This window comes from Streptomyces yangpuensis (assembly GCF_024666385.1).
Classification (GTDB): Bacteria; Actinomycetota; Actinomycetes; order Streptomycetales; family Streptomycetaceae; genus Streptomyces; species Streptomyces yangpuensis.
Window position 1 is genome coordinate 110094 of record NZ_CP102514.1, and the last position, 26397, is coordinate 136490.

28 protein-coding genes are annotated in these 26397 nt (G+C 72.6%); 14 read left to right on the forward strand and 14 right to left on the reverse strand.

Features of this window, described 5'->3' with window-relative positions; translation table 11 throughout:
• Positions 1-246: 246 nt before the first annotated feature.
• Entirely contained in the window at positions 247-426 is a 180-nt protein-coding gene (locus NRK68_RS00495) for a CsbD family protein (RefSeq protein WP_183069489.1), read from the forward strand.
• A 369-nt stretch (positions 427-795) separates the two neighbouring features.
• On the forward strand, positions 796-2226 hold the full coding sequence (locus NRK68_RS00500; protein ID WP_257854354.1) for an amidohydrolase family protein: 1431 nt from the start codon (positions 796-798) through the stop codon (positions 2224-2226).
• A gap of 240 nt (positions 2227-2466) precedes the next feature.
• On the opposite strand, the gene NRK68_RS00505 is transcribed toward NRK68_RS00500, so the two are convergent.
• Positions 2467-2790, reverse strand: a complete 324-nt coding sequence (locus NRK68_RS00505) for a hypothetical protein (protein WP_183069490.1) — start codon at positions 2788-2790, stop codon at positions 2467-2469.
• Between the two features lie 170 nt (positions 2791-2960).
• Here NRK68_RS00505 and NRK68_RS00510 point away from each other — a divergent pair, with 170 nt between their 5' ends.
• The 8 genes from NRK68_RS00510 (at position 2961) to NRK68_RS00540 (ending at position 10216) form a co-directional block, all read left to right on the forward strand.
• Positions 2961-3311, forward strand: coding sequence for an avidin-fold protein (locus NRK68_RS00510; protein WP_183069491.1), 351 nt, complete (start codon positions 2961-2963; stop codon positions 3309-3311).
• Positions 3312-3610: 299 nt separating this feature from the next.
• Positions 3611-4843 (forward strand): acyl-CoA dehydrogenase family protein, encoded by a 1233-nt coding sequence (locus tag NRK68_RS00515; RefSeq protein WP_183069492.1) that lies wholly within the window; start codon positions 3611-3613, stop codon positions 4841-4843.
• Between the two features lie 188 nt (positions 4844-5031).
• Entirely contained in the window at positions 5032-5490 is a 459-nt protein-coding gene (locus NRK68_RS00520) for an RrF2 family transcriptional regulator (protein WP_183069493.1), read from the forward strand.
• 184 nt (positions 5491-5674) lie between these two features.
• Positions 5675-5770, forward strand: a complete 96-nt coding sequence (locus tag NRK68_RS36875) for a putative leader peptide (protein WP_373024357.1) — start codon at positions 5675-5677, stop codon at positions 5768-5770.
• A 299-nt stretch (positions 5771-6069) separates the two neighbouring features.
• On the forward strand, positions 6070-7179 hold the full coding sequence (locus NRK68_RS00525; protein ID WP_257854357.1) for an ABC transporter substrate-binding protein: 1110 nt from the start codon (positions 6070-6072) through the stop codon (positions 7177-7179).
• 35 nt (positions 7180-7214) lie between these two features.
• Positions 7215-8009: an ABC transporter ATP-binding protein gene (locus tag NRK68_RS00530; RefSeq protein WP_257854358.1), complete on the forward strand. Its 795-nt coding sequence runs from the start codon at positions 7215-7217 to the stop codon at positions 8007-8009.
• Positions 7996-8880, forward strand: a complete 885-nt coding sequence (locus NRK68_RS00535; protein ID WP_257854360.1) for an ABC transporter permease — start codon at positions 7996-7998, stop codon at positions 8878-8880. The genes NRK68_RS00530 and NRK68_RS00535 overlap by 14 nt, the downstream gene beginning before the upstream one ends.
• Positions 8881-9298: 418 nt before the next feature.
• Positions 9299-10216, forward strand: coding sequence for a glutathione S-transferase C-terminal domain-containing protein (locus NRK68_RS00540; RefSeq protein ID WP_257854361.1), 918 nt, complete (start codon positions 9299-9301; stop codon positions 10214-10216).
• Positions 10217-10232: 16 nt separating this feature from the next.
• Here the strand turns inward: NRK68_RS00540 and NRK68_RS00545 are convergent, their stop codons facing one another.
• The 4 genes from NRK68_RS00545 to NRK68_RS00560 form a co-directional block, all read right to left on the reverse strand.
• Positions 10233-11354 carry an aryl-sulfate sulfotransferase gene (locus tag NRK68_RS00545; protein ID WP_183066219.1) on the reverse strand — a complete coding sequence of 374 codons (1122 nt, stop codon included), beginning with the start codon at positions 11352-11354 and terminating at the stop codon, positions 10233-10235.
• Between the two features lie 52 nt (positions 11355-11406).
• Positions 11407-12426, reverse strand: coding sequence for an ABC transporter substrate-binding protein (locus tag NRK68_RS00550; protein WP_257854362.1), 1020 nt, complete (start codon positions 12424-12426; stop codon positions 11407-11409).
• A gap of 77 nt (positions 12427-12503) precedes the next feature.
• Positions 12504-13220, reverse strand: a complete 717-nt coding sequence (locus tag NRK68_RS00555) for an ABC transporter ATP-binding protein (RefSeq protein ID WP_257854363.1) — start codon at positions 13218-13220, stop codon at positions 12504-12506.
• A complete protein-coding gene (locus tag NRK68_RS00560) occupies positions 13217-13996 on the reverse strand; it encodes an ABC transporter permease (RefSeq protein WP_183066216.1) in 780 nt (259 codons plus the stop codon). Before NRK68_RS00560 ends, NRK68_RS00555 begins: the two co-directional genes overlap by 4 nt.
• Before the next feature lie 128 nt (positions 13997-14124).
• On the opposite strand from NRK68_RS00560, the gene NRK68_RS00565 reads away from it, so the two are divergent.
• Positions 14125-14694 (forward strand): helix-turn-helix domain-containing protein, encoded by a 570-nt coding sequence (locus NRK68_RS00565; protein ID WP_257854364.1) that lies wholly within the window; start codon positions 14125-14127, stop codon positions 14692-14694.
• Positions 14695-14720: 26 nt separating this feature from the next.
• On the opposite strand, the gene NRK68_RS00570 is transcribed toward NRK68_RS00565, so the two are convergent.
• Entirely contained in the window at positions 14721-15155 is a 435-nt protein-coding gene (locus NRK68_RS00570; protein ID WP_183066214.1) for a VOC family protein, read from the reverse strand.
• 172 nt (positions 15156-15327) lie between these two features.
• Here NRK68_RS00570 and NRK68_RS00575 point away from each other — a divergent pair, with 172 nt between their 5' ends.
• Together NRK68_RS00575 and NRK68_RS00580 are read left to right on the forward strand one after the other, a co-directional pair.
• Positions 15328-15753 (forward strand): ribosomal maturation YjgA family protein, encoded by a 426-nt coding sequence (locus NRK68_RS00575; protein ID WP_257857728.1) that lies wholly within the window; start codon positions 15328-15330, stop codon positions 15751-15753.
• A 286-nt stretch (positions 15754-16039) separates the two neighbouring features.
• Entirely contained in the window at positions 16040-16852 is an 813-nt protein-coding gene (locus NRK68_RS00580; protein ID WP_257854366.1) for a polysaccharide deacetylase family protein, read from the forward strand.
• 87 nt (positions 16853-16939) lie between these two features.
• Here NRK68_RS00580 and NRK68_RS00585 read toward each other — a convergent pair whose 3' ends face one another.
• Positions 16940-17557: a TetR/AcrR family transcriptional regulator gene (locus NRK68_RS00585; RefSeq protein WP_183066212.1), complete on the reverse strand. Its 618-nt coding sequence runs from the start codon at positions 17555-17557 to the stop codon at positions 16940-16942.
• 73 nt (positions 17558-17630) lie between these two features.
• Between NRK68_RS00585 and NRK68_RS00590 the strand changes: the two genes are divergently transcribed.
• Positions 17631-19436, forward strand: coding sequence for an ABC transporter ATP-binding protein (locus tag NRK68_RS00590; protein WP_257854367.1), 1806 nt, complete (start codon positions 17631-17633; stop codon positions 19434-19436).
• 28 nt (positions 19437-19464) lie between these two features.
• On the opposite strand, the gene NRK68_RS00595 is transcribed toward NRK68_RS00590, so the two are convergent.
• The 7 genes from NRK68_RS00595 to NRK68_RS00625 all read right to left on the reverse strand — a co-directional run bounded on the left by NRK68_RS00595 (position 19465) and on the right by NRK68_RS00625 (position 26368).
• Positions 19465-20982 (reverse strand): SpoIIE family protein phosphatase, encoded by a 1518-nt coding sequence (locus NRK68_RS00595; protein WP_183066211.1) that lies wholly within the window; start codon positions 20980-20982, stop codon positions 19465-19467.
• Between the two features lie 189 nt (positions 20983-21171).
• Entirely contained in the window at positions 21172-21681 is a 510-nt protein-coding gene (locus tag NRK68_RS00600) for an anthrone oxygenase family protein (protein ID WP_183066210.1), read from the reverse strand.
• A gap of 84 nt (positions 21682-21765) precedes the next feature.
• Positions 21766-22968, reverse strand: coding sequence for an FAD-dependent monooxygenase (locus NRK68_RS00605; protein WP_183066209.1), 1203 nt, complete (start codon positions 22966-22968; stop codon positions 21766-21768).
• Between the two features lie 27 nt (positions 22969-22995).
• Positions 22996-23697 (reverse strand): hypothetical protein, encoded by a 702-nt coding sequence (locus NRK68_RS00610; protein WP_257854370.1) that lies wholly within the window; start codon positions 23695-23697, stop codon positions 22996-22998.
• A 324-nt stretch (positions 23698-24021) separates the two neighbouring features.
• Positions 24022-25236, reverse strand: a complete 1215-nt coding sequence (locus NRK68_RS00615) for a cytochrome P450 family protein (RefSeq protein ID WP_183066207.1) — start codon at positions 25234-25236, stop codon at positions 24022-24024.
• Positions 25237-25274: 38 nt separating this feature from the next.
• Positions 25275-25778, reverse strand: a complete 504-nt coding sequence (locus NRK68_RS00620; protein ID WP_257854373.1) for a hypothetical protein — start codon at positions 25776-25778, stop codon at positions 25275-25277.
• Between the two features lie 2 nt (positions 25779-25780).
• Positions 25781-26368 (reverse strand): zinc metalloprotease, encoded by a 588-nt coding sequence (locus tag NRK68_RS00625; RefSeq protein WP_257854374.1) that lies wholly within the window; start codon positions 26366-26368, stop codon positions 25781-25783.
• Positions 26369-26397 lie beyond the last annotated feature (29 nt).

The following is a 26397-nucleotide window of genomic DNA, read 5'->3' on the forward strand; positions in this document are numbered from 1 at the left end:
CTCCGGGCCCACGCCCAGGAAGCCCGACCCGACCCCACGGGATCCCGCGCACGCGCAGCGCGCACCCCGGCCGGGTGAGCCGCGCCCCCGTCCCGTACCCAGCCCACCGTCATCCGGCAAACGGCCGACGGTGACCGAGCCGCCCGACTAGGGAGACGAGCCGGACGGTCCAGCGTGCGTTGCGGGTCACCCGCGGCGGACGCATGGTGGGCAGTGCATTCCCCCACAGGCAAGGAGCACTTCGTCATGAGCAAGGCAAAGGGCAAGGCCAAGCAGGTCAAGGGCAAGCTCAAGGAGACCGCCGGCGACGCGATGGACGACAAGCGCATGCAGGCGGAAGGCGGCGCCGAGCGGATGACCGGCAAGGCCGAGGAGATGGCCTCGGAGGCCACGGACCGGACCAAGAAGGGCATGCACAGGTCCTGACCGCTGCACCCGCTGCACCGCAGCACGCGCTGCACCGGCGAACGCTGCACCGGCGCAACGCTGCGCCGGTGCGCCACGCGAACCGGCTGAGGAGGGCCGGGACCGTCACACCGACGGTCCCGGCCCTCTCTCTGCTCTCCCTGCCCTCCCCTCCCCCGGCGCCGGGCTCTCCCGGCCCGCCGCGACAACATGGCCGGTACATGACTGGCGCACGGCCGGAACGGAAAATGTTTTCCGTTGACGTCTATCGGACGGCCGTTCGCCGGGAATGCTGCGTGTGATCTCCCGCCCCTCCCCGACGTCCCGGACGCTCCGGCCGGCGTCGCCCGGGCGGGCCTTCCGTTCGGCACTCTCGGGAGGTAACACGCCATGCACTCCACCCCCACCCCGCTCGCGTCCCCCAGCCGCCGCGATCTCCTCACCGGTCTCGGTCTGGCCGCCGCCGCACCGCTGCTCCTCGGCGTCACCGACCGCCCCGCAGCCCCGAGCCTCCCGTCCGCCCGGCCCGCCCCACATGGCAGAACGATTCTGCTGCGCGGGGCCGCCCTCGTACTCACCATGGACCCCGCCCTCGGCAGCGGGCCTCTGGGAGCCGCCGAGAACGCCGACGTCCTGATGCGGAACGGCGCCATCGCCGCCGTCGGCACTGCACTGCAACGACCGCCCGGAGCCCGGGTGGTGGACGCCTCGGGCAAGCTGGTCATGCCGGGGTTCGTCGACACCCACACGCACCTCTGGCAGGCGGTGATCCGTGGCGGCTGCACGGACCGCGACCTGTTCGGGTGGTTCGCGGGGTGTACCGACCCCCAGCGCGCACGGCTCACCCCCGCGGCCCTCCACAGCTTCGTACGGCTCGCGGCCCTCGACGCCATCCAGTCGGGCGTCACCACGCTGGTGGACTGGGTGGACATCTTCGCGTACGACCTCATCGAGAGCTACGTACGGGCCCTGGCCGGCACGGGGGTGCGCTTCACCTACGCGATGTTCCCGCCCGGGCCGGACGCGGCGCTGGTCACGAAGGTGAAGAAGGAACTGGTCGATCCGGTGCCCCTGGGGTCCTTCCAGGTGGCCACGCACGCCGCGCGGGCCGTCCAGGACCTCAACCGCGCGCACTGGGAGGCGGCCCAGGACCTTGGCGTCATGCTCAACTCGCATGTACTGGAGCGCCCCGAGCAGCGCGCGGACGACCCCATCGGGGTCCTCGGCGACATCGGGGCGCTGGGGCCGCGGCTCCTGATCAACCACGCCGTCCACCTGACCGACGCCGAGATCTCGGCCGTCGCCGAACACGACGTACGGGCGGCCCACTGCCCCCTGAGCAATATGCGGCTGGCCTCCGGCATCATGCGGCTGTCCGAGTTTCGCCGTCGGGGCGTGAAGGTCGGGCTCGGTCTCGACGGCGGGACCAACGACAGCTCCGACTTCCACGCGCTGATGAAGACGGCCATCGGCCTGCAACGTGCCCGGGCGACGGACGCCGGCGTCTTCCCGCAGGTGGAGGACGTGTTACGGATGGCCACGCTGGGCGGCGCGGAGGCACTGGGGATCGCCGACCGGGTGGGGTCCCTGACGCCGGGCAAGCGGGCCGACCTGGTCGTCATCGACCCGGCGGCGCTCAACTTCGCACCGCGCTTCGACTGGGTCGGCCAGATCGTCTTCAACGGGCGGCCCGAGAACGTCGACTCGGTCTTCGTGGACGGCCGGGCGCTGAAGCTGGCCGGCCGGCTGGTCGACATCGACACGGCCAGGGTCGTCCGGGAGGCCGAGGCCGCCGCGACCCGCCTCAGAGCAGCCGGCTGAGCCCTGTCGTCAAGGTCCCGGCCGGCACGCGGCGCCCGGCACCGCAGCTCGCCGCGTTGTCGGGGCTCCCGAGTACGTCCCATACTCGTCGCACCCCGCCGCCTTGCAACGCGCCGGACCGGCGCTCCTTCGATGACAGGGCCGAGCCACCGACGGCCGCATCACCGGCGGCAGCACCGCCGGCGGCACCGGTGGCGTCGCCCGACGGGGCTCAGGAGGGCCGCGACCAGTCCGGCCGGTTCAGGAGGTCGCGGCCCGGCGGTTCCTGCGGGCGGTGAGCTGGCCCTGGACGTAGGCGTCGATCTCCGTCGCGTACGGGCCTCCGTGGCCGAAGAGCAGATCGGTGATGCGCCGCCATTCGGCCACCTCGGCACGGGTACCCGAGTCCGCCGCGGCCAGGTCGCCCGCGGACCGCTCCACCGCGTCCTCCGCGGCCTCCAGCTCCTCCGCGGTCTGGTGGTGCGTCATGCCCGTGGCCCGTCGGCGTACCCTGTCGCGGGCCGCGCGCTCCTCGGGAGTCGGCTCGTGCGGTTCGTTCGTCGCGGTCTCGGTGTCATGCGTCATGGCTGACTCGCCTTCCGTCACCGGGCCCGTTCCGGCCCCTCGCTCCCCCTCCCGCCTGCCCGCACCGGCCCGTTTCATCTCCGGTCCCTCCGCTCCGGTACCTCCCTGCTGTCCCAGCCCCGCGGTCCCCGGCCCCCCGGCCGGGGACCGCCCTCCTCCAGGAGTCCTCCATGACACGCACGCCACGCTCGCTCGACGGCCTCGTCTTCGTGCCCGTGGCCGACCAGGCCCCCGGCCAGGTCGGGCGCCTGACCCGGTTCGAGTACCACGAACGCGACGGCCTCGTCTGGGCCGACTACCAGGGCGGGGACGTGGTCAAGGGGCACCTGATCGGCACGCGGGCGGCGGACACCGTCGACTTCCGGTACGTCCAACTCCGCCTCGACGGCACGACCGCCTCCGGACGCTGCACCTCACTCGTGACCGAACTCCCCGACGGCCGCCTGCGCATGGAGGAGAGCTGGACCTGGGAATCCCAGGAGGGCAGCGGCACCAGCACGGTCGAACAGCCGCCAGCCTGACCCCACGACAGGCCGCCGACCAGCGCGTCTCTTCTCCCGAGACGGCCCTGTCCACGATGCGGGCGCCACCTTGTCGAGAGGGCGGGCTTCGGCGAGTATCCCTATCAATCCGATAGGGAAAGTGGGATTGAGTTCGCCGTGCGGCGCCCGCCCGGTCTCCCGCGTTCCACACATCGCCCGGCAACCGGCCGCGGCCACCCGACAACACCCGGAGCAGCCCGCATGATCACCGCCGTCCCGCCCGGCCCGGTCGTCCGCCCAGCCCCCACGTCGCGCCACACCGACCAGGTGTGTCGGTGATGTCCGTGGCGACCGTACCGAGCACGGCAGGCGACCGGCCGGGCGACCGGCCCGGCGGCCGGTCCGCCGACGAGCAGCGCGCTCTCCTGCGTACCGCCCGCGACGTGGCCGACGACCTGGCCGCGGACGCCCTCGTCCGCGAGCAGGCGGGCCGGCCGCCGACCGACGAGCGGACCCGGCTGCGCGAGGCCGGGCTGCTCGCGGCCCTCACCCCGCCCTCCCCCGGCCGCGGCACGGACTGGCGTACTGGATGCGCCGTCATACGGGAGGTCGCCGCGGCGGACAGCTCCGTCGGGGACGTGCTCGCCCGCCACTACGTGCACACCTGGAGCGGCCGCTTCTACGCGAGTCCCCACCAGGCAGCCACCCTTGAGGAGGCGTCGGTACGCGAACAGTGGCTGTGGACCGGGGCGGTCCGCGCGCCCGCACCCGCCGAGAACGGCGACGAGGGTGCGGACCTCACCCTGAGGCACCGCAACACCGGTTACATACTCGACGGGCACCGGGCCGTCGACACGGCGGTGGCCGTCGCCGACCAGATCGTGCTGGACGCCGTCTGCGCCGTGACCGGTGACGTCCTGGTCGTACGCATCTCACCCCGTGCGCGGGGCGTAAGCGTCGAGGCCGCTCACGAGCGCCTCGGGCAGCGCGTCGCCGGCGCGGGCGAGGTCGTTCTGGACCGTGTCACCGTCAGCCCCGGCCAGGTGCTGGGCCGCCGCCCGCACGACGAGGAGTCCACCGCACCCTTCACCGCGCTGGCCGAGCCGGCCCTCCGGCTCGCCCTGTGCCACGTCGTCCTCGGCATCGTCGAGGGCGCGCTCACCGAAGCGCGCGACCTCAGCAGAGGCGGCCGCGCGCACCGGCTGCCCGGCGAGGACCCGGACCTCCTGCTGACGTACGGGGAGCTCGCCTCCGCCGCCCACACTGCCATCGCCGTGGTCGACCGGGCCACCGAGGCGATGGCGCAGGCCCTCGACGCCGGCACGCACCTCGACGCCGAGGAGCCCGCGGGCGTCGCCGCACTGGTGGCCACGGCCGAGACGGTGGTCTCGCGGGCCGCCCTGCACATCACCACGCGGGTGCTGGAGCTCGCCGACGCGCCCGGACTGGACCGCTTCTGGCGCAACGCGCGCGTCCTGACGGCCCACCGGCCCGTCGCGCACCGCCTGCGCTCCATCGGCGAGCACTACCTCAACGGCTCGCACCGCGCGGTGGCGGCGGCCTTTCACTGACGACGTGCGGAGCCGGTGACGACGTGCGGGGCCGGCGCCCGAGGGACCGCGTCGCGCCCGCCGCCGCGATCCCGGGCACCCGCGCCGGCGAACCGGCGGTCGGCCCGCCGCGACCGCCGGCCCGTTCACGCCCCGGCCCGCCGCCCACCCGGACGACGTGGGCCGAAGCCGTGCGGGATAATGTGCACATGCGGATCTCAGCCAGGGCGGACTACGCGGTACGTGCCGCACTGCAGCTCGCAGCGTCACAGGACGACGGGCCCATGAAGGCCGAAGCCATCGCCGACGCCCAGGACATCCCGCACAAGTTCCTCGAGGGCATCCTCAACGACATGCGCCGGGGCGGTCTCGTCCTCAGCCAGCGGGGCGGCAACGGCGGCTACCGGCTGGCCAAGCCCGCCGCGTCGATCAGCATCGCTGATGTCATCCGCGTCGTGGACGGACCGCTGGTCTCGGTGCGCGGGGTCCGTCCCCCGGACCTCTCCTACACCGGCCCCGCCGAGTCGCTGCTCCCCCTGTGGATCGCCCTGCGCTCCAACGTGCGCGAGATCCTCGACGGTGTGAGCATCGCCGATGTGGCGGCATCCGACCTACCGGCCGGCGTGTCCGCGCTCGCCGATGTCCCGGATGCCTGGACCAACCCCTGAACCGGACCGCCCGTCAGACCTTCCACTGACCTAGAGCCAAGACCTCCCACCTGCACTATCTCGCGATCCGAGACAAGCACGTCCACTATATGAGCCACCCCTTGGGATGGATGGCGCTGTTCTGCCAAGATGCCTATCAGCCAGGTAGGAAAACTAGGGATTCAGGGGTGAGGTCACCATGCGCATGCCGCATCACGCGGGCCTCCTGCTGCCCCGTCTCACCACCCGCAGGCACATCGACCTGGCTCGTACCTCCAGCGCCATCTGTCAGCCTGCCTGACACGGTGCGCTCCGCCGTCCGCTCTGCATGCAGCCGGATGGACGCTCTCGGCTGACCTCGCCGCCCGCAGCACCTTCGAGCGCGGCGTGCGACGCACGGCGGCTCGACATCCGCCCTTCGGCATCTGCGACACCTTCTCCGCTCCCCCGCCCACCACGACGGTCCCCGCCGGCCGGCGACGGGCACGCGCGTGCCGGCGACCTCGCGCCGCGCACCTCAGCGACTTCGCATCTCCGCAGCACCAACAGCTCCGTAGCTCTGCAGCTTCCCCAAGACCCTCCCCGTGAAAGGACACCTCCGTGTCTGCCGCCAGACCGCTCATCACCCTGCGCACCATCGCCGTCACCGCAACGCTCCCCCTCCTCCTGACGGCCTGCGGCTACGGCTCCGAGGCGAAGAAGGAAGACGACAAGACCAACGTCGCGGCAACGGACGGCAAGAAGCTGTCGGCGTCCGAGGTGCGGATCGGGTACTTCCCGAACCTGACGCACGCCACCGCCCTGGTGGGTCTGCAGGAAGGCCTGATCCAGCAGGAACTCGGCGGCACCAGGATCAAGCCGCAGTCCTTCAACGCCGGTCCGTCCGAGATCGAGGCCCTCAACGGCGGGTCCCTCGACATCGGTTTCATCGGCCCCTCGCCGTCGATCAACGGTTATGTGAAGTCCAAGGGCTCCAACCTGCGGATCATCTCCGGCTCCGCCTCCGGCGGCGTCAAGCTCGTGGTGAACCCCGACAGGATCAAGACCCTCGACGACCTCAAGGGCAAGAAGATCGCCACCCCGCAGAAGGGCAACACCCAGGACGTCGCGTTCCTGAACTGGATCGCGGAGAAGGGCTGGACGGTCGACCCGGAGTCCGGCAAGGGTGACGTCTCCGTCGTCCGCACCGACAACAAGGTCACCCCCGACGCCTTCAAGCAGGGCTCCATCGACGGTGCCTGGGTCCCGGAGCCCACCGCCTCCAAGCTCGTCACCGACGGCGGTTCGGTCCTCCTCGACGAGACCACCCTGTGGCCCGACAAGAAGTTCGTGATCACGAACATCATCGTGTCGCAGAAGTTCCTCAAGGAACACCCGGACGTCGTCGAGGCCGTCCTCAAGGGCACGGTGAAGACCAACGAGTGGATCAACGCCAACCCCGACAAGGCCAAGGCCTCCGCCAACGCCAAGCTCGCCGCCGAAGGCGGCAAGCCCCTGGACGCGAAGGTCATCGACCCCGCCTGGCAGAGCATCCTGGTCACCGACGACCCGCTCGCCTCCACCCTCAAGGCCCAGGCCGACGACGCCGTCCAGGCCAAGCTCATCGAACAGCCCGAACTGGCCGGCATCTACGACCTGACACTCCTGAACAAGGTCCTCAAGGCCGCCGGCAAGCCCGAGGTCTCCGACGCCGGCCTCGGCACCAAGTAACCCCCGCATCCAGCAAACCCCAGGAGGTGACGACCATGGCCACCACACTCGCCAAGGCTGCCCAAGACACCCTCGACACCACCGCGCACGCCGCCCGGATCGAGCACGTCTCGAAGTCCTTCTCCGGCCCGGCCGGAACGCAGCTCGTCCTGGACGACATCAGCCTCGATGTCGCTCCCGGCGAGTTCGTCACCCTCCTGGGCGCCTCCGGCTGCGGAAAGTCCACCCTGCTCAACCTGGTCGCCGGCCTCGACCGACCCACCGCCGGATCCATCGACACCCCCGGCGGGCGCCCCGCGCTGATGTTCCAGGAACACGCCCTCTTCCCCTGGCTGACCGCCGGCAAGAACATCGAACTCGCCCTCCGGCTGCGCGGCGTCGCCAAAGCCGACCGCAGGCCCGAAGCCGAACGCCTCCTCGAACTCGTCCGCCTCACCGGCGCCCACGGCAAGCGCGTCCACGAACTCTCCGGCGGCATGCGCCAGCGCGTCGCCCTCGCCCGCGCCCTCGCCCAGGACAGCCGCCTGCTCCTGATGGACGAACCCTTCGCCGCCCTCGACGCCATCACCCGCGACGTCCTGCACGGCGAACTCACCCGCATCTGGGAAGAGACCGGCCTGTCGGTCCTCTTCGTCACCCACAACGTCCGCGAAGCCGTCCGCCTCGCCCAGCGCGTGGTCCTGCTCTCCTCCCGACCCGGCCGGGTCGCCAGGCAATGGACCGTGGACATCCCGCAGCCACGCCGCATCGAGGACGCCGACGTCGCCGAACTGTCCCTCGAGATCACTGAACACCTGCGTGGGGAGATCCGCCGCCATGGCCAGCACTGAAACCAAGCCGAAGGCCGATGACCTCGCCGGCCTGGAAGCCGGCCTCGACGCCCTCGACGCCGTCCCCACGCACCGCACCCCGCTCCGTGAGGTCCTGGTCAAGAAGGCCCTGCCGCCGTTCCTCGCCGTCGCTCTGGTCCTGCTGGTCTGGCAGGTCCTGGTCTCCCTGAAGGTCACCGACGAGACCAAACTCCCCGCCCTCTCCGCCGTCTGGCACAGCCTGTCCGACATGTGGCTCAAGGGAACCCTGCTGGAGGTCATCTGGACCTCCGTCTCCCGCGGCCTCCTCGGCTTCCTCCTCGCCCTCGCCATCGGCACCCCCCTCGGCCTCCTCGTCGCCCGCGTCAAGTTCGTCCGCGCCGCGATCGGCCCCATCCTCCAGGGCCTGCAGTCCCTGCCCTCCGTCGCCTGGGTGCCCCCGGCCGTGCTCTGGTTCGGCCTCAACGACGCCATGATGTTCACCGTCATCCTGCTCGGCGCCGTCCCCTCCATCGCCAACGGCCTCGTCTCCGGCATCGACCAGATCCCGCCCCTCTTCCTCCGCGCCGGCCGCACCCTCGGCGCCACCGGCCTGCACGGCGCCCGGCACATCGTCATGCCCGCCGCCCTCCCCGGCTACATCGCCGGCCTCAAACAGGGCTGGGCCTTCTCCTGGCGCTCCCTCATGGCCGCCGAGATCATCGCCTCCTCCCCCGACCTCGGCCTCGGCCTCGGCCAACTCCTCGAAAACGGCCGCAACAACATCGACCTCCCCGGCGTCTTCCTCGCCATCATCCTCATCCTCGTCGTCGGCATCGCCATCGACCTCCTCATCTTCAGCCCCCTCGAACGCCACGTCCTGCGCAACCGCGGCCTCCTGGTGAAGAGCTGACCGCCCGGGGGCCGGCCGACCGGCCCCCTTGACAGCGTCCGAGCGCGGATCGACACTCCAGTCAGCGAATCCTAGTGAAGTGGTAGGAAACTATGGGGTGTTCAGCGCCGGGTCGCGGGACCGACGGCGGGCGTGCCGTCGCCTCCCTGCCGCTGCCGTTGCTGACGTCCCGCCGCCACATCGACCTGCTCCGCGTGTGCAGTGCGGCGGATCCCTTGACCCACAGCGGCCCCGCACGCGTCCGCCGCTGACCGTCACGGGCACGCACCGCACGCGGGAACCGCGGCCATGCACCGCGGCCACGCACCCCCGCGGCCACGCACCGCTCACACCCGCCGGGTCCCGGCCGCGTCGCATCCGTCGCGGCCCGTCGTCGTATGTCCGTGACCGAGCAATCCCCGCGATCCCAGGGAGACTCATGTCCGCCACGCACCCGAACGCCGTGCCGCCCTTCCGGAGCAGGATCGGCCGTGACGCGCGCAGCGGCTTCCCGGCCGTTCCGCACCGCTACCGGCTGCACCTGACGCCGTCCTGTCCGAGCAGCCTGCGGATCGCCGTCACCCACAGCCTGCTCGGCCTGCGGGACGTCCTCCCGGTGACGTCGCTGCCCGCCGTACCCGACGCACCCGACGGCGGGTACGTCGCGCTGCGCCCGCTGTACGAGGCCGGCGCACACCTGTACCCCGGCCCGGCACTGGCACCGGTCCTCAGCGACGACTGGACCGGGCGGATCGTCAGCACGCACACCCCCGACATCGTTCAGGACCTGACCCGGCGGTTCGGAGGCCCCACCGGACCGGATCTCCATCCCCATGGCGCCGACGCGCACATCGAATCGATCGGCAGGCTCTGCGACCGGGGCATCAACGCCGCAGCCCAGCGCGCCGGCCAGGCCGGTGCCGACGTGGCGGCCCGCGACGACGCGCTCGCCACGCTGCTGCGCGGACTGGGTTCCCTGGAGCGGCGGCTGACCTCGGCCGACCACCTGCTGGGCGAGCGCCTCACCGCGGCCGACGTGCAGGTTTGGGTGACACTGGTGCAGCTGGACACGGTGCACCGCTGGCACCTGGACGCCGAGGCGGTGTACCGCATCACCGACCACCCCCGCCTGTGGTCCTACGCGCGGCGGCTGGCGGCCCACCCCGCTTTCGCGGCCCATCTCGACCTCGACGGCATCGCTCTCAGGCACCACGCGCACTGCCGGGGCAGCGAAGCGGCCGGTGCGGCAGTACGGATCGTGGACTGGCCACCGTACGGGGGTCAGGTCCTGTCCGGCGGGTCATGTGCCTGCCGGACTGCCGGCTCGTTGCCCCGGGCAGGGGACGGGGTGACCTGACGCCGCCGTAGGGGGGTCAGGCCGTCACGTGCAGCCAGGGAATCTCGTCGGCGGAGTAGCGGTGGGCGCGGAAGACGGAGTTCTGGGCACCCGCCGAGGACTCCAGGCCCACCCCGTCGCCGAACGAGCGGAACTGCGGGACCACGAACTCCCACACCACGTCGCCGCCGGGCGTGACCTCGAAGAGCCGGCCGAAGGACCCCTCGGCGATGAAGGTGTTGCCGTTGGGCAGGCGCTGGGCGCTCGACATGTACGGGCTGTAGAAGTTCTGCGGCGGGTTGTCCTGGTAGGACCACACCTCCTTGCCGGTACGCGGGTCCAGCTCCAGCACTCGCGAGTAGGGCACGGAGGTGGTGTCGCGGTAGGTGCCGTTGTCGAAGACGAGGATGGTGCCGCCGGGCAGTTCGTGGGGGTGGTGCTGCTGCGCCAGGACTGCGGGGCCGATGTGCCACCGTACGGATCCGTCCGCGCGGTCGACGGCCACGGCGGAGGACGCGCTGCGGAAGCCCAGGACGATGGAGCCGTCGGCGCTCTCGTTGACGGTGTTGGCCATGGGCCAGTGCTCGCGGGCGAAGTGCGGGTTGAGCGGGAAGTCCTCGGGGTCGAGGTGGTCGATGGCGGCCCAGCGCCACACCTCCTGCCCGTCCCACGTCAGTTCGTACACGACGTCGCCGTAGATCACCCCGCCCGGTGCCTCGGAACCGGGGATGCCGCCGCGGATACGGGCCGCGTCGGCCGGGTCGAGGGGTTCGACCACGGTGATGATGAGGTTGCCGTTGCGCAGGAGCGAGGCGTCGTGGTGATGGAAGGGGTGACGGACCTCGCGGAGGACCGTGGAGTCGGGTGCCAGTTCCTGGAAGATGCCGCCGTGGTAGACGTCCCAGATGGGGAAGAGCGTCGGGCTCGTGGTGTCCTTGGCCGCGTAGAAGAGGTTGCCGTTCGGCAGGAGCTGCGCCTGACGGCCCGGCGGGTGCGGGGAGTTCCAGGTGTGGACGGCGCGGCCCTCGATGTCCACGAGGTGGATCTCGCCGGCGCTGGTGATCGGCGTGTAGAGGGTGTAGCCGCCGTGGCTGCGCTCGGGGTCGTGGGCGATCAGGCCGACGCCGCGGCGGCGCAGGGTGTTCTGGTCGACGGTCATGGGTTCGGTCTCCTCGTGGGTCGGGTGGGGTGGGGTGGGGTGGGGTGGGGTGTCAGCGAACGGTGACGGCGGCCGGGTCGACGGCCGTCAGGGGGCCGGGGTTCAGGTACCGCTGCAGTGACGCGCGGTCGGCTGCGCCGGGCAGGCCCTGGGCGGCCTTGGCCCAGGCGGCCTCCTCCGCCAACTGGGCCGGCAGGTCGGGTGAGAGGGTCGCGGCGTAGGTGTAGCGGGGCTGGTACGCGTCGACGTAGCCGGCCTGGAGTACGCCCTTGGACTGGGAGACGACGGCCTTCCGTGCGCGGGCCGGGTCGTCGGCGATCTCGCGCTGGGCGCGCAGTACGGTGCGCAGTACGGCGGCGGAGGTCTCGTCGCTGGTCTTCGGGCCCGCGACCAGCAGGGTGCGTGCGGTGTATCCGGTGAAGGGGAGTTCGGCGTAGCGTTCGCCGAGCGCGGTGCGGGCGGCCTCGTAGAAGCTGGGGAAGGTGAGGCCGGCGTCGATGTCGCCGCGGGCCAGTGCCGAAGTGACCTGGTTCGGGGCGAGATTGACGACGGTCACATCGGCTGCGGTCAGCTGTGCGGAGGCGAGCATCCGCGACAGGGCGTATTCGACGTTCGTGCCCTGAGGGACGCCGACCTTGCGGCCCTTGAGGGCGGCGAAGCCGGTGACCGCCCGGTCGGTCCGGGTGAGCAGGCGCCAGTCGGAGAACCGGGACAGGTCGGCGATGATCCGCAGGTCGCGTCCGCCCAGCGCCGCCGTCACGGCGGGCAGGTCGCCGACGATGCCGAGCTGTGCCTGGCCGCCGAGGACGGCGTTGAGGGCGTCCCGCCCGGTGGGCTGGGTGGTGACGGTGGCGTCGATGCCTTCGGCGGCCCAAAGTCCGTGTTCCTGGGCGATGTGGACGGGGGCTCCGCCGAGGTGGTCGCTGCCGACGATGGAGACGGCCGGACGGCCGCCCCTTCCGCCGTCGTTCGGCAGGCCGTTCACGGGGCCCGAGCCGTCGGCGCAGGCCGCGACGAGGGTGCTGAGCAGGGCCGCCACGAGCAGGGCGACGGCCGCGCGGGGTCTGGGCATCAAGGAATGTCCTTCCGGGGACGGAGACAGGGACGCAGACAGGAACGGAAACAGGCACGAAAGCGGGCAGGCGCGGGTCAGTCGGAGCCGAGGTGGCGTGCGATGAGCGAGCGCAGGTCCGGGTCGGGAGCGCCGTCGGGGACGGTGTGGTCGGCGAGCACCCGTCCTGGGCTGCCGCCGAGGACCACGACCCGCTGGGCGAGGGCCAGGGCCTCGTCGATGTCGTGGGTGACGAACAGGACGGTGGTGCCCCGGCGTTGCCACAGCTCGCGCAGCAGGTGCTGCATGCGGGTCCTGGTGAGGGCGTCCAGCGCACCGAACGGCTCGTCCATGAGCAGCACTTCGGGCTCGGCGGCCAGGGCGCGCGCCAGCGCCACACGCTGCTGCATGCCGCCCGACAACTGCGCCGGGTACTTGTCGGTGCCGTCGGCGAGGCCGACTTCGGCGAGTGCCTCCAGGGCGCGCCGGCGGCGTTCCGCACGCGGCAGCCCGAGCCGTTTGAGGGCGAACTCGACGTTCCCGCGTGCCGTCCGCCAGGGGAAGAGCGCGTAGTGCTGGAAGACCACGCCCCGGTCCGGGCCCGGCCCGCGCACGGGCCGGGAGCCCGCCGTCACCTGCCCGGTGGCGGGATGTACGAAGCCGGCGACGGCGCCGAGGACCGTCGACTTGCCGCATCCGCTCGGCCCGAGCAGGGCGGTGAACGACCCGGCGGGGAGTTCCAGGTCCGTACGGTCCAGGACGGGGGTGGCTCCGTAGCGGACGGACAGTCCTTCCAGGCGTACTGCCAGGCTCATGAGGTGCTCCAGTGCGCGAACCGGCGGCCGGCCGAGGCGAGTACGAGGTCCACGGCCACGCCGAGCAGCCCGAGCACGAGCAGCCCGGCGAACATCCGGTCCACGCGGAGGAACTGGCCGTCGACCTGGAGCCGGTACGCCAGGCCGCTGTCGGCGCCGCCGAGTTCGGCCGCCACCAGGGCGAGCAGGGCCACCGAGGCGCCGTAGCGCAGCGCCGCGAGCACGGCGGGCGCGGCGGCGGGCAGCAGCACCTCGGCGAACCGGCGGTGCAGCGGCGCGCCCAGCGTCCGGGCCGCCCGCAGGTGGGAGACCGGGACCCGGGACACCCCGTCGTGGACGTACAGCCATACGGCGAGGAGTACGGCGTAGGCGATGAGGAGGCGCTTGGCGGTCTCCCCGATGCCGAACCAGGCGGTCGCGAGCGGCACCAGGGCGATGGCGGGGATCGGGCGCAGGAAGGAGACGACGGGGGTCACCGCGGCGGAGAGCTTGGGCAGGTATCCGGTGGCGAAGCCGAGGGCGCTGCCGATGAGCGCGCCGAGGGCGAAGCCCTGTCCGGCGCGGGCCAGGCTGGCGCGGAGGTCGGCCGCCAGGATGCCGCTGCGGGCGCTGTCGGCGAGCGCGGCCAGGGTCCGGGCGGGGGTGGGCAGGAGTGCCGGGGCGACCACGGCGGACCGGGCGAGCAGGTACCAGAGCACGAGCACGGCGGCTGCCGCCGCCAGGGCCGGGCCCAGTCGGCCGAGGGCCCGGCCGGGCGGTGAAGGGGTGGCGTGCACGGAGCGGCTCCTCGGTCGTCGATAAGTGAGGTCAATAATTGACCACGCTTATGACGGCGATGTTGCAGCAGTGCGAAGTCTCGCCGGGGCACCCGGGCCTTGATCGGGGATGGGGTACGTTCACCTGCGTGTCTCGACCCGAACCCACGCCGGAGGCGATCGAGGTCGGACGGGTGATCCGGAGCTGCCGCAAGCGAAGCGGCGTCTCCATGGCCGTCCTCGCCGCCCGTTCAGGCCTCTCGCAGCCGTTCCTCAGCCAGCTCGAACGCGGCCTCACCACGCCCAGCCTCAGCTCGATCTACCGGATCGCGGAGGCCCTGGAGGTCAGCCCGGGCACCTTCCTGAGGCCGCCCGCGCGGCCGGGTGCGGTCAGCCACGAGCGCGACCCGCAGGTCATCCGGGTGGAGGAGTCCGCGGGGCAGGTCGCGCGGGTACTGATCCCGGGCGGGCGCAGCGCGCTGATGGAGGCGTACGAGCACCACTTCGAGCCCGGCCAGGGCGAGCGCGGCTGGTTCGAGCACACCGGCGAGGACTTCCTCTACGTCCTGGAGGGCGAGGTGGTCCTGGAGGTCGAGGGCGAGGAACCGTTGACGCTGCGCGCCGGCCAGAGTGCCCACCACCGGGGTGAAGTCCCGCACCGCTGCCGCCTGTCGGGCCCGGCCCCCGCCCGCACCCTTCTGGTGATCACGAATGCCTGAGCAGGTGGCCGGCGGCGTAACGGTCCTCAGTCGAGGCAGAACTCGTTGCCCTCGACGTCCTGCATCGCGAGGCAGGACTCGTTCATACCGTCCGCGAGGAGCAGCTGCACGCGCGTCGCGCCGAGGGCGACCAGGCGGGCGCATTCGGCCTCCAGAGCGGCCACGCGCTCGTCGCCCACGAGCCCGGTGCCGACGCGGACGTCGATGTGGAGGCGGTTCTTGACGACCTTGCCTTCGGGGACGCGCTGGAAGAACAGCCGCGGGCCGACGCCCGAGGGGTCGACGCAGGCGAACGCCGCGCCCTGGTGCTCGGCCGGCAGCGCGCGGTCGAAGTCGTCCCAACTCCCGTACCCCTCGGGCGGCGGCGGCACGACGTACCCCAGCACCTCGCACCAGAAGCGGGCGACACGTTCGGGTTGTGCGCAGTCGAAGGTGACTTGAAAGTTCTTGATCGACGCCATCGGGCCATCATAGGGACGCCTGCGGCGCGTTGGGCAGGTCGAGCCGAGGACGGCGCAAACCGAGTGGCGGCGGGTGGCGGGCAGCGGGCCGGGCGGTGGGCTCGGGCAGGATGGCCCAGTGACCTTCATATCCGGAAGCCGTGGCAGCGCCGCCGCCCCCGGCGCGCATCGGATCCGGCCGGCGGCGGCCGCCGCGGCCGTGGTGACGGTCGGTGCGGGGCTCGGGCTGCGGGCCGTGGCGGCGGGGAGCGTGGCGAAGTACGGCGGGGACGCGCTGTACACCGTCCTGCTGGTGGCCCTGGTCGTGCTGGTCGCGCCGCGGTGGACGCCCCTGCGGGCCGCCGGGACCGCGCTGGCGGCGAGCTGGGCCATCGAGCTCTTCCAGCTCAGCTCCCTGCCCGCGGAGCTGTCCCGGCACAGTGTGGCGGCCCGCCTGGTGCTCGGCTCCACCTTCAACGCACCGGACCTGTTCTGGTACGTGGTCGGCGCGGCGGGCGGCTGGCTGCTCCACACGGCGATGGTGGCGGAGCGACGGCCGGAGGCCCCGCCGGCCGGTGACTCTCCTCACACGGGGCGGGCCCCCCGGGGGAGCCTGTGAGGGCACGCCCGCCGTCGCGTAGCCGCGATGCCGGCAGGCTCAGGGGGATCTTTCGCGCACCGGGCCCGGAGCCCCGAGGCCGCCCCGACACCGGCCGACAGGCCCGTCGCACGCCTCCCGGGGATCCGCCGTCCGGCCCGCCGGACCGGTCCCGCTCTGGCCCTGTTTCGGCCCCGGTACGCGCCGCGGAACCGGCCGATCGGGCGAAAAGGGCTCCGAACCGGATGACCTAGCCTGGATCGGACACGCGACAAAGGGGGGCTGAGCGCAAAGGAAGAGCGCGTCCATGGGCATCACCAGCAGTTCCGCTCGCCGTCTCAGGCGTGCGGGATCCGCCGCCACCGCGGCCGTCCTCGGTATCCTGGCCGTTTGCGGCACCCAGGCCTTCGCCGCCACGGACGGTTCGGCGGACAAGCCCGTGCCCGGGAACCCCGCCGGGGCCGCCGTGTCAGCCGGAAGCCCGGAGACCGCGCGGAGCGCCTCGGGGATCCCCCTGGCCATCTCCCGGCTCGCGCAGGGCTCGGGCCGGGATGTCGCGATCACCATCGACGACGGCCCGGACCCCCGATGGACGCCCCAGGTCCTCGACGTGCTGCGGAAGAACCACGTCAAGGCCACCTTCTGCCTGATCGGGACGAAGGCGCAGAAGTACCCGGAGCTCGTGCGCTCGGTCGCCGCCGACGGACACCGCCTGTGCAACCACTCCGCGGACCACGACGTGACCATGGACCACAAGCCCGTCGCCTACCAGAAGCAGCAGATACTCCAGGGCAAGGCCATGATCGAGAAGGCCGCTCCCGGAGTCCCGGTCGGCTACTACCGCGCCCCGGGCGGCGCTTTCACCCCCGACAGCCGGGCGATCGCCGCGGCGAGCGGGATGCGTCCGCTGGGCTGGAGCGTGGACCCCAAGGACTGGAGCCGCCCAGGCCTGCCCGCGATCATCTCCGCCGTAGAGGGCAAGCTGCCCCAGCAGCCGACCGTCCTCTTCCACGACGGGGGCGGGGACCGCAGCGAGACCGTCGCGGCGCTCGAGCAGTACCTGCCCTGGCTCACCGCGCAGGGCTACCACTTCACCTTCCCCGCCCGCACCACCCCATAGCCCGCCCCGCGCCGGACCGCGGCGTGAGAGGCTCTACGGCATGGGAGCGGCGGCGGGTGGTGCTCCTGCCGGGGGCGGTCGGTTGAGTCAGGAGGCCGCCATGGCCTTGCGGAGGGTGTGGAGGCACGACGAGAGGGCCGTGTGGCGGGGCGTGCCGTAGTCACGCGCCTGCATCCAGGCCGCGTACAGCAGGGACCACAGCACGTTCTGCAGCCACTCGGCGTCCGCCTCCGCGTCGACCGTGCCTTCGGACTGGCCGCGTTCGATGAGGCGGACCAGGACCCGGTCGGAGTCGGTCTCCTCCTCGAAGCCCGCCCAGCTCAGGAACTGCGGGACGTCGAACAGCAGCATGAGCCGGTCCCCCAGCTCGAAGTACTCCAGGCAGAGCCGTTCCAGCGCTTTCGGGGCCGGGCCCTCCTCGACCCGCGCGCGGACGGTCGCCTCGTGCAGCCGCTCCCGTACGTCCGCTCCGAGCGCCGCCACCAGGTCCGAGCGTTCCGCGAAGTAGCGGTGGACGGTTGTGCGTCCGACGCCGGCGGCCTCGGCCACGTCCGCGAGCGACGCACCGTGGTTGGCCGACAGGACGGTGACGGCGGCGTCGAGGATCGCGCGCCGCGTACGGGCGCGGGTCGCGGTCTCGGTCGTCGCCGATCCGGCCGGCGCCGTCGCCGCTGCCGCCGCCGTCGCGATGTGGTCATGCTCCATGGACGTACGGTAGCGCGCCTCCCGCAATGAAACTCGCTTGACCGTTATGGAACATCCATGTTCCATTTTCACCATGGCTGACTCGACATCCGCGCCCCGTACCGTGCTCGACGCACCCCGGCTGCGCGTCCTCTGGTCCTTCGCCCGCCCGCACCGCCGCACGCTGGCCGCAGGGCTGGTCCTGGCGCTGGCCGGCTCGGCCCTCGGCCTGGGCACGCCCATGATCACGAAGTGGGTGCTGGACGCCCTGAACGACTCCGCCTCCCTCACCGGCCCCGTGACCGCGCTGTTCGTGCTCCTCGTCGTCGGCGCCGCCGTGTCCTACCGGCAGTGGTGCATGCTCGGCACACTCGGCGAACGCGTCGTCCTGGAGGCGCGCGAGTCCATGGTGCGGCGGTTCCTGCAGGCCACCGTGCCCGCGCTCACCCGCCGCCCGACCGGTGAGCTCGTCACCCGCGTCACCTCGGACACCGTCCTGCTCCGCGAGGCGACCGCCCAGTCGTTCGTCGGCCTGGTCAACGGCGCCGTCATGCTGGTGGGCAGCCTGGTCCTGATGGGCGTGCTCGACCTGGTACTCCTCGGCACGACGGTGGCCGCCGTGGCCGTGACCGGCGCGCTCTTCGCGCTCCTCATGCCGGGCATCGGCAAGGCGCAGCAGCGCGCGCAGGAGCACATCGGCCTGCTCGGCGGCCGTCTGGAGGGCACGCTGCGCGCGATCCGCACCGTGAAGGTGAGCCGTGCCGAGGACCGGGCCGCCGAACGGATCGTGGCCGACGCGCGGTCCGCGGCCGAGTACGGCATCCGGGCGGTACGTCAGGAGGCGCTGGCCTGGACGGTCGCCGGGTCCGGCATCCAGCTGGCCATCATCGCGATCCTGGGCGTCGGGGCCTGGCGGGTCGGGGCCGGGGACCTGGAGGTGTCCAGCCTGATCGCCTTCCTGCTGTACGCGTTCACGCTGATGGAGCCGGTCAGCACGCTCAGCCAGAACCTGACCTCCCTTCAGGCCGGGATGGCCGCGGCCGAACGCATCCGGCAGACCACCGATCTGACGGGCGAGGACACGGCGGGCCACCCTGCCCGCGGTACGTCGCCCGCCGGCCCGGCGGACGCCGACGACCGGGCGCACGTGCCCGTGCTCGAACTGCGCGGTGTCAGCGCCGCGTACGGCCCCGACGCCGGGAACGCCGTCACCGATGTGCGGCTGGCCATCCCCCGGCGCGGTCACACCGCGATCGTCGGCCCGTCGGGCGCCGGCAAGACCACCCTGTTCTCGCTGGTCCTGCGGTTCCTGGAGCCCGTCGACGGCGAACTGCTCCTGAACGGACGGCCGTACCGCGACCACAGCCACTCCGAGGTGCGGGCGCGGCTGGCGTACGTCGAGCAGGACACCCCGGTCGTGCCCGGCACCCTCCGCGACAACCTGCTGCTCGCCCGGCCGGACGCCACCGAGGAGGAACTGCGCCGCGTACTGCGGGACGTACGGCTGACGGACAAGGTCGACACCCTCGACAGCGGTCTGGACAGCCCCCTGTCGTCGGCGCACGTGTCCGGTGGCGAACGCCAGCGCATCGCGCTCGCGCGCGCCCTGCTGCGCACTCCCGAGGTGCTGCTGCTGGACGAGGCGACCGCGCAGCTGGACGGTCTGACCGAGGCCGCGGTGCAGGACTGCATCCGCAGCCGCGCGGCGACGGGTGCGGTGGTGACGGTCGCGCACCGCCTGTCGACGGTGGTCGACGCCGATCTGATCGTGGTCATGGAGGCGGGCCGGATCCGCGCCCGCGGCACCCACGAGGAGCTGCTGGAGTCCGACCCGCTCTACCGCGAACTGGTGGCGGCCCTGCGCCTGGCCACCACCTCCGGCGCGGCGGAGGTGGCGTAGCCCACCCGCGCGGTGCGCTGTCGGGCGATCAGGCAGGGTCCTCGGGGGTCGGGGTCGGGGTCGGGGTGGCACGGGCGATCAGGAGCGCTACGTCGTCGTGGACTCCCGGGTGGCGCATCGTGTCCAGCAGCAGGTCGCAGGTCTCGTCCAGGGGGCGGCCGGGGTCGTCGAGAGCGTCGAGGAGGACCTCCAGGCGCTCGTCGATCGGGTCGTCCCGGGTCTCGACCAGGCCGTCGGTGTAGAGGACGAGCTGGTCGCCCGCCTCGACGGAGACGCTGACCGTGCGGAAGGGGACACCGCAGCCGCCGAGGGGCGCTCCGGTGGGCAGGTCGAGGAGTTCGCGCGTGCCGTCCTGCCGCAGGAGGACCGGGGGCAGGTGCCCGGCCAGAGACAGGTGCCACTGCGCCCCGCGTGGGTCGTAGACGGCGTAGACGCAGGTCGCGATGGTCTCGAGGCCCTCGGTGACGTGGTCGAGGTGGTGCAGGACCTGTGCCGGGTCGAGGCCGAGGTCGGCCAGGGTCCGGGTGGCGGTGCGCAGTTGGCCCATGCTGGCCGCGGCGGCGACTCCGCTGCCCATGACGTCGCCGACGACGAGAGCGGTCTTGTCCCCGCTCAGCGGGATCACGTCGAACCAGTCGCCGCCGATCTCCATGGTGGCCTGGGCGGGGCGGTAGCGGGTGGCGACCTCCAGTCCCGGCCGCCGCGGCGGGGTGTGCGGGAGCAGGCTGCGCTGGAGGGTGAGTGCGGTGTGGCGTTGCTCCTCGACCGCCCGGTGCCGCTCGGTGACGTCGACGCTGGCGGTGGCCACGCCCAGCACGGTCCCGTTGGGGGTTTCGAGCCGGTAGAACGAGATCGACCAGGCGTGGTCGTGGTCCGGGTCGGCCGGGGTACGGCCGACGGTGTACTGGTCCACGATGGGGACGCCGGTGGCCAGCACCTCGCGCATCGCGGCCTCGAAGGAGGCGTCCACGGCCGGCAGCACCTCGTGGACGTGCCGGCCGATGTGCTCGGCCGCGGGGACCCCGTTGAGGCGTTCCTCCGCCGGGTTGACCGAGACGTAGCGGAGGTCGGTGTCGAGTACGCCGAGGCCGACGGGTGACTGTTCCACGAGCCGGGCGGACAGGGCCAGATCCCGCTCGACCTGCCGTACCGTCGCCTGGTCCGCGGCCAGGCCCAGGGCGTAGTACTCCTGCTGGGAGTCCAGCAGCCGCATGTTGCGGAACTCGACCATGCGGGTGCTGCCGTCCTTGTGCCGGACGGGGAAGACACCGACCCAGCTGACGCCGGCTTCCATGACCTCGGTGAACATGTCCAGTACGACGGGGACGTGCTCCTCGTGGAGCAGGAGCCGGGCGGCGTACTCGCCGAGGGCCTCGTCGGCGGTGTAACCGAACAGTTGCTCCGCCTGCGGGCTCCACAGGTCGATCCGGCCGTCGGCGTCGAGGAGTACGGCGGCCACGCGCAGCACATCGAGCAGGCCGCCGGGCCCGGTCGCGGCGGGCCGCACCTCTCCGGGACCGCCGTGCGAGGGCTCGATTGCTCCCATCTGCGGGCTCTCCTTCCGGCCACTGCGAGCTGCGGCCCTACGCTCCCAGCCATCTCATCGTCCCCCTCCGCGCGACACGCGTACACGCCGCGCCCCCACCGGACGGCCCACGCCGACACATTCGAACGCCCACGCGACGGGCGGCGCGTCGCGGACATCCCGGGCCCGGACCTGGTCTCGGCGAGGCGTTCAGCGGGCGGGGCGGCTGCTGCGGTGCCCGCCTGCATGCCCCGCGCAGGCCACGCAGATCAGTACGGTGAACGCGACGATCGCGGTACACGTGCGGGCGACGTTGAACGCCTCCCAGCGCTGGAGGATCTCCGCATGGTCCGCCGGCGGCGCGGTGGCGGCCCACTGCTTGATCCGGCCGTTGATCGGAACGTTCCCGAAGCGGGTGATCAGGAACGAGGCGACCGTCAGGAGCCCTGCCGCGGCGGCCAGGGCCCGGGTCCGTCCCTGGGTGAGCGCGGCCAGGGTGAGGGCGCTGAGGGCCGAGACCGCCATCGCCGCCTGCATGGTGATGCCGTTGCTCTTCATCAGCTCGGTGTGGAAGTCGAGTCTCATGTCGATCGGCACCGCGTCGAACGTCGGTACGAGGTTGGCGGCGCCGTAGCCGAAGGCCCCGGCGAGCAGGCCGGTCGACAGCAGGGCCGCACCCAGGAGGAACCGGGTGCGGGGGCGGGTTGTCGCGTTCTCCATGTGATCAAGCCTGTGGCCCACCGGGTGATATCTCCAGTAGATGGTTCTGCTGCTGCCCAGAAGCATCACTTATGCCGGGAGCGGTCAGTAGCGGTCAGTGCGGCCGGCGCCGGGGAGGCGGAAGCCGTTGAAGAGGTCGTCCATGCCGCGCAGGGCCAGCCGTGTGGGCGTGGCACGGACCGCCAGGTCGCGGGCCGTCGCCGCGAGCGGGTTGCGCAGGGCGCCCAGGCGGCCGACGCGGCGGGCGCGGAGGCGGACGGCGTCCGTGCGGTCGCGGCGGGCGGCGGTGTACGCGGCGAGGGCGGCCGGGACGGCCTCCGCACCGCCGGTGTCGCCCCCGGCCGGGAGCAGGTGGGCGAGGACCACAGCGTCCTCGATGGCCTGGCAGCCGCCCTGGCCCAGGTTGGGGGCCATGGCGTGGGCGGCGTCGCCGATCCAGGCGGTCCGGCCGTGGTGCAGCCGGGGAAGCGGGGCGGCCAGGTCGTACAGGTCGTTCTGCAGGACGTCGGCGGGGCCGGAGCGCCCGACCCGGTCCAGCAGGGCCGGAATCGGGTCGTGCCACGCGCCGAAGCGGCGGCGGAGTTCGGCGAGGGGGTCGGCCGAGCGGGTGCCGGCCGGGACCACCGCGGTGGCGTACAGGTAGTACCGGCCGTCGGCGAGCGGTGTCACGCCGAAGCGTTCCCCCCGCCCCCACGTCTCGCTCATGGACGGTATCCGCAGGTCAGGGGCGTCGACGAGGGTCCGCCAGGCCGTCTCGCCGAGGTAGTGCAGGCCGGGGTGCGCGGGGAAGCACGCGCGGCGCAGCGGGCTGTGGATCCCGTCGGCGGCGACGACCAGGTCGGCGGGAAGGTCCGGGCCCTCGGCCGTACGGACGGTCGCGCGGCCGGTGGCATCGTCGACGCCGGTGACGGTGGCGCCGTAACGGAGGGCCTCCGGCGGCAGGGCGGCGGCCAGCGCCGCGGTGAAGGCGGGGCGCGGTACGGCGATCGGGGGCATCCCGTACCGGGCGGCCATGTACGAGGTCTCGGCGCGGGTGAGCCACCGGCCGTCGGAGCGGCGGACGCCCATCGTCGCCGGCACGGCGCTGCCCGTGGCCCGGGCCGCGTCGGCTCCGATGGCGTCGAGGGCGCGCAGGGCGTTGGGAGCGAGTCCGATGCCGGCCCCGGTCACCGGCGGTTCGGGGGCGCGTTCGCAGACGGTGACCTGCCAGCCTCGGCGGTGCAGTGCGAGGGCGGCCGTGAGACCGCCGATCCCGGCCCCGGCCACCACCGCGTGGAGTCTCCGCATGGACACCACTCCGTTCGGTTCCCGCACCTACTCGTCCCTCTCCACGACCCGGTCCGACACGGAGAAGACCGCCTCGCAGTCCGGGCAGACCGCCCGGCCGAAGAGGTGGATCAGCCCGTACGCGACCTTTTCGTGCCCCGCGTCCGTCGCCAGACGGTGCAGGCGGGCCGGCAGTGCGTCGAGGGCGGCCGGCTCCGCGGGCAGCAGTTCCGTCCTGGCCGAGCCTGCGGGGAGCAGTTCCGTCCTGACCGGGGCGAAGGTGCCGTACTCGCCGAAGGCGACGAAGAGCGTCGACGAGCAGGCCGGGCAGTCGACTTCGTACTCCTCCGTGAACAGGCCCTCCAGGCGTCCGACGCTCCACACCCGCTCGCCCTCGAAGGCCAGGAGGGCTTGCAGCAGGTAGACGAAGGTCGGGGCGTCGGCGCCCGCCTCCCCGAGCAGGCGGCGGGCCGTCCCGAGGAGGACGGTCGTCTCGTCCGCGTACTGGGCGGTCTGCTCGTCGTCCGCCGCGGACAGGATGAGGCCTGCCATCGAGACCGCCTCGTCCGGTGCCCCGGGGGCGCGTCCGGCCGCGATGGCCGCCAGGTACGGGAGGGCGAGGTAGCTGTCGGGGTAGACGCAGTTCTGGTGGCACAGGTGGTCCCAGAGGCTGCTCCAGACCTGCCCGTCGTCCTCACCTCCCAGGCGCCCGAAGGAGGCGGCCAGGTCGTCGGTGGGTCTCGCGATCACGTCACGGGATCCTTCCGGACACGACGGCCGTACCGGCCGGCGGCCCCGGCCTTCCAGGCAGTGGTCGGACCCATCACCCGCACCCCCATCACATGCGCCATCACATGCGCCCCCCACGCGGCGCGTCGGTGCCCGCGCTTGGTCGAGCAGGCCCTGCCCACGCTACCGGGAGCCACTGACAACGCCCGCAGCCGGCCGTGTCGGCGCGGTCACCTGCGCGGGCCGGCCACCGCGCAGCCGCGGATCGCCGGGGGCGGTGCCGGTGTCCCGCACCACCGCCCATACCGCCGAGGCGGCGCCCGGTACGGCGGCGAGCGCCGCGGGCTAGGAGTGTTGCGTGTCGTAGCGGACCGGGAGTTCCAGCAGGCCCCGGGCGCGCAGGGAGGGGCGCCAGCGGGGCGCGGGGCCCGCGGCTTCGAGGACGGGATAGCGCTCCAGGAGGGCGGCGAGGGCGATCTCGGTCTCGGCGCGGGCCAGGGGGGCGCCGAGGCAGTAGTGGATGCCGTGGCCGAGCGCGAGGTGGCCGGAGGCGTCGCGGTCCAGGTCGAGGAGGTCGGGCCGGGGGAAGCGGGCCGGGTCGCGGTTGGCCGCGGAGAGCGAGAGCAGGACCGTCTCCCCCGCCGGGACGGTGACTCCCGAGATGGTGATGTCCTCGGTCGGGAAGCGGCGGATGGCGAGGGGCGCGGGGCCCTCGTAGCGCGCGAGTTCCTCTACGGCGGCCGGGAGGGCGGACGGGTCCTTGCGGAGGCGGGCCTGTTCCTCGGGGTGCTCCAGGAGTGTGTGGATCGCGTTGCCGATGAGCTGGACGGTGTTCTCGTACCCGGCGAAGAGGATGAGGAAGGCGAGCGACATCAACTCGTCCTCGCTGAGCCGGTCCCCGTCGCGGGCGTCCGCGCCGTCCGCGCCGTCCGCGGCGTCCCGGACGGCTATCAGGTCGGACAGCAGGTCGTCGGCGGGCCTGGTGCGCTTGTGCGCCATGAGCTCGGTGAAGAAGCCGAGCATGGCCGACACCGCTTCCTTCGCGGCATGGGGACGGCTGGGGTCGGGGGTGATGAGCGCGTCCGTCCAGGTGCGGAAGTCCAGACGGCGGTCCTCCGGAACGCCCAGCAGGTCGCAGATCACGATGATGGGCAGCGGGGCGGCGTACGCGGCCACCATGTCCGCGGTTCCGGCCGGGCCGAGGTCGTCGAGGAGGCGGTCGGCAGTCGCGCGGATGGGGGCGCGCAACTGTTCGGTGCGGCGCGGGGTGAAGGCGCGGCTCACGAGCCTGCGGATGCGGGTGTGGTCCGGGGGATCCATGTTGAGCAGGTTGGCGTCCAGGGCCGGCGGCAGCGCCAGGCCCCGATAACCGCCGCCCTTGGAATGGGACTTGTCGAGGGACAGCCGGCGGTCGGCGAGGGCGGCGCGTACGTCGTCGTACCGCGTCACCAGCCATGCCGGGGTGCCGTCGGTGCCGGTGATGCGGCACACCGGTGCGCTGTCGCGCAGCCGGTCGTAGACGGAGTAGGGGTGTTCGAGCAGTTCGGCCTGGAGATCCATGGGCTCACCTTAGGCTCACCGCGGCCAACTGCCCCGTGTCAGTCCGTGCGTTGGCGGGCGACGGCATCCGTCCAGGTCGCGGTGGTCTGCGGGGTGAGCGGGACGCGGCCGTGGACGGCGTCGAGGAAGACGTGGCGGTCGATGCGCTCGCTGTACCGGGTGGCGAAGATGTGCGCGGCCCCCTCGGTCAGGAAGGGGTCGGCGGGGTAGGCGACGACCGTGCCGTCCGGACCGTAGTCGGCCTCCTGCCGGATGACGGCCTGGGCGCCCTTGGCCAGCGGGCCCTTGAGGGTGTGGGTGACCCGGACGGTGTAGTCGATCCAGGGGATGCCGTCGATGTCCACGGGCGCGGACCGGCTGACCACGGTGGCGGTGACGACGCTGTCGGCACGTCCGGCGAGCACGTGCTCGTCGTCGAGGTCGTGGGCCAGGGACAGTCCGTCGGCGGCGGGAGCAGGCTGGAGGTTTCCGTACCCGGCCCAGGCGGCGGCCGCGAGGGCGAGAGCGGACAGGGCGAGGGCTGCCGTCGTGGTCTTCTTCATGCTCATCCCCACAGGGCGTGGTAGTTCTTGCGGTCCGTGCCGGTGGGCTCGGTGATGCCGTCGATGTTGTCGATGTCCGGGTCGAGGACGGTGAGGTACCAGTTGATGGTCTTGTGGCAGTGGCCGAGCGCGTGCCCCAGTTCGTGGACGGCGACGCTGCGGCGCCACTGCTTGGTGCCGTAGGCCTTGCGGTCGCCCAGCAGGTGGTCGCCCAAGTAGATGTTGTCCGCGCCGGTGTGGGGGGCCCACTGGCCGCCGCGCTTCGCCCACGCGCCGTCCCTCCGGTCGACGTCCCTCCATTGCAGGTCGGCGATGGACGACGCGTCGTCGGGGCGGACCTTGACCCGGTCGAGACCGCCCGACGTCCAGACCTTGTGGGCGTGCTTGAGCGCGTCGTCGTACTTGCTCTCATCCTCCCAGCGGATCTCGCCCGCATCCACCGATGACCGGCCCCGGGAGTCCGCCGAGGGCTCACCGGTCTCGCCCCGATGGCACTTCGCCGGGGCGGCCGCGGCGGCGGCCGGTTGCGGTGGGGTCGCGTAGAAGACGGCGAGCGAGGCGGCTGCGGCCAGAGCCGTGGCGATGCGCATGACTCCTCCGCTCCCCTTGCCCCGTCCGT

Coding starts and splice junctions, on each gene's coding strand:
- NRK68_RS00495 (WP_183069489.1), top strand. CDS start 247: ATGAGCAAGGCAAAGGGCAAGGCCAAGCAGGTCAAGGGCAAGCTCAAG.
- NRK68_RS00500 (WP_257854354.1), top strand. CDS start 796: ATGCACTCCACCCCCACCCCGCTCGCGTCCCCCAGCCGCCGCGATCTC.
- NRK68_RS00505 (WP_183069490.1), bottom strand. CDS start 2,790: ATGACGCATGACACCGAGACCGCGACGAACGAACCGCACGAGCCGACT.
- NRK68_RS00510 (WP_183069491.1), top strand. CDS start 2,961: ATGACACGCACGCCACGCTCGCTCGACGGCCTCGTCTTCGTGCCCGTG.
- NRK68_RS00515 (WP_183069492.1), top strand. CDS start 3,611: ATGTCCGTGGCGACCGTACCGAGCACGGCAGGCGACCGGCCGGGCGAC.
- NRK68_RS00520 (WP_183069493.1), top strand. CDS start 5,032: ATGCGGATCTCAGCCAGGGCGGACTACGCGGTACGTGCCGCACTGCAG.
- NRK68_RS36875 (WP_373024357.1), top strand. CDS start 5,675: ATGCCGCATCACGCGGGCCTCCTGCTGCCCCGTCTCACCACCCGCAGG.
- NRK68_RS00530 (WP_257854358.1), top strand. CDS start 7,215: ATGGCCACCACACTCGCCAAGGCTGCCCAAGACACCCTCGACACCACC.
- NRK68_RS00535 (WP_257854360.1), top strand. CDS start 7,996: ATGGCCAGCACTGAAACCAAGCCGAAGGCCGATGACCTCGCCGGCCTG.
- NRK68_RS00540 (WP_257854361.1), top strand. CDS start 9,299: ATGTCCGCCACGCACCCGAACGCCGTGCCGCCCTTCCGGAGCAGGATC.
- NRK68_RS00545 (WP_183066219.1), bottom strand. CDS start 11,354: ATGACCGTCGACCAGAACACCCTGCGCCGCCGCGGCGTCGGCCTGATC.
- NRK68_RS00550 (WP_257854362.1), bottom strand. CDS start 12,426: ATGCCCAGACCCCGCGCGGCCGTCGCCCTGCTCGTGGCGGCCCTGCTC.
- NRK68_RS00555 (WP_257854363.1), bottom strand. CDS start 13,220: ATGAGCCTGGCAGTACGCCTGGAAGGACTGTCCGTCCGCTACGGAGCC.
- NRK68_RS00570 (WP_183066214.1), bottom strand. CDS start 15,155: ATGGCGTCGATCAAGAACTTTCAAGTCACCTTCGACTGCGCACAACCC.
- NRK68_RS00580 (WP_257854366.1), top strand. CDS start 16,040: ATGGGCATCACCAGCAGTTCCGCTCGCCGTCTCAGGCGTGCGGGATCC.
- NRK68_RS00585 (WP_183066212.1), bottom strand. CDS start 17,557: ATGGAGCATGACCACATCGCGACGGCGGCGGCAGCGGCGACGGCGCCG.
- NRK68_RS00590 (WP_257854367.1), top strand. CDS start 17,631: ATGGCTGACTCGACATCCGCGCCCCGTACCGTGCTCGACGCACCCCGG.
- NRK68_RS00595 (WP_183066211.1), bottom strand. CDS start 20,982: ATGGGAGCAATCGAGCCCTCGCACGGCGGTCCCGGAGAGGTGCGGCCC.
- NRK68_RS00600 (WP_183066210.1), bottom strand. CDS start 21,681: ATGGAGAACGCGACAACCCGCCCCCGCACCCGGTTCCTCCTGGGTGCG.
- NRK68_RS00605 (WP_183066209.1), bottom strand. CDS start 22,968: ATGCGGAGACTCCACGCGGTGGTGGCCGGGGCCGGGATCGGCGGTCTC.
- NRK68_RS00615 (WP_183066207.1), bottom strand. CDS start 25,236: ATGGATCTCCAGGCCGAACTGCTCGAACACCCCTACTCCGTCTACGAC.
- NRK68_RS00620 (WP_257854373.1), bottom strand. CDS start 25,778: ATGAAGAAGACCACGACGGCAGCCCTCGCCCTGTCCGCTCTCGCCCTC.
- NRK68_RS00625 (WP_257854374.1), bottom strand. CDS start 26,368: ATGCGCATCGCCACGGCTCTGGCCGCAGCCGCCTCGCTCGCCGTCTTC.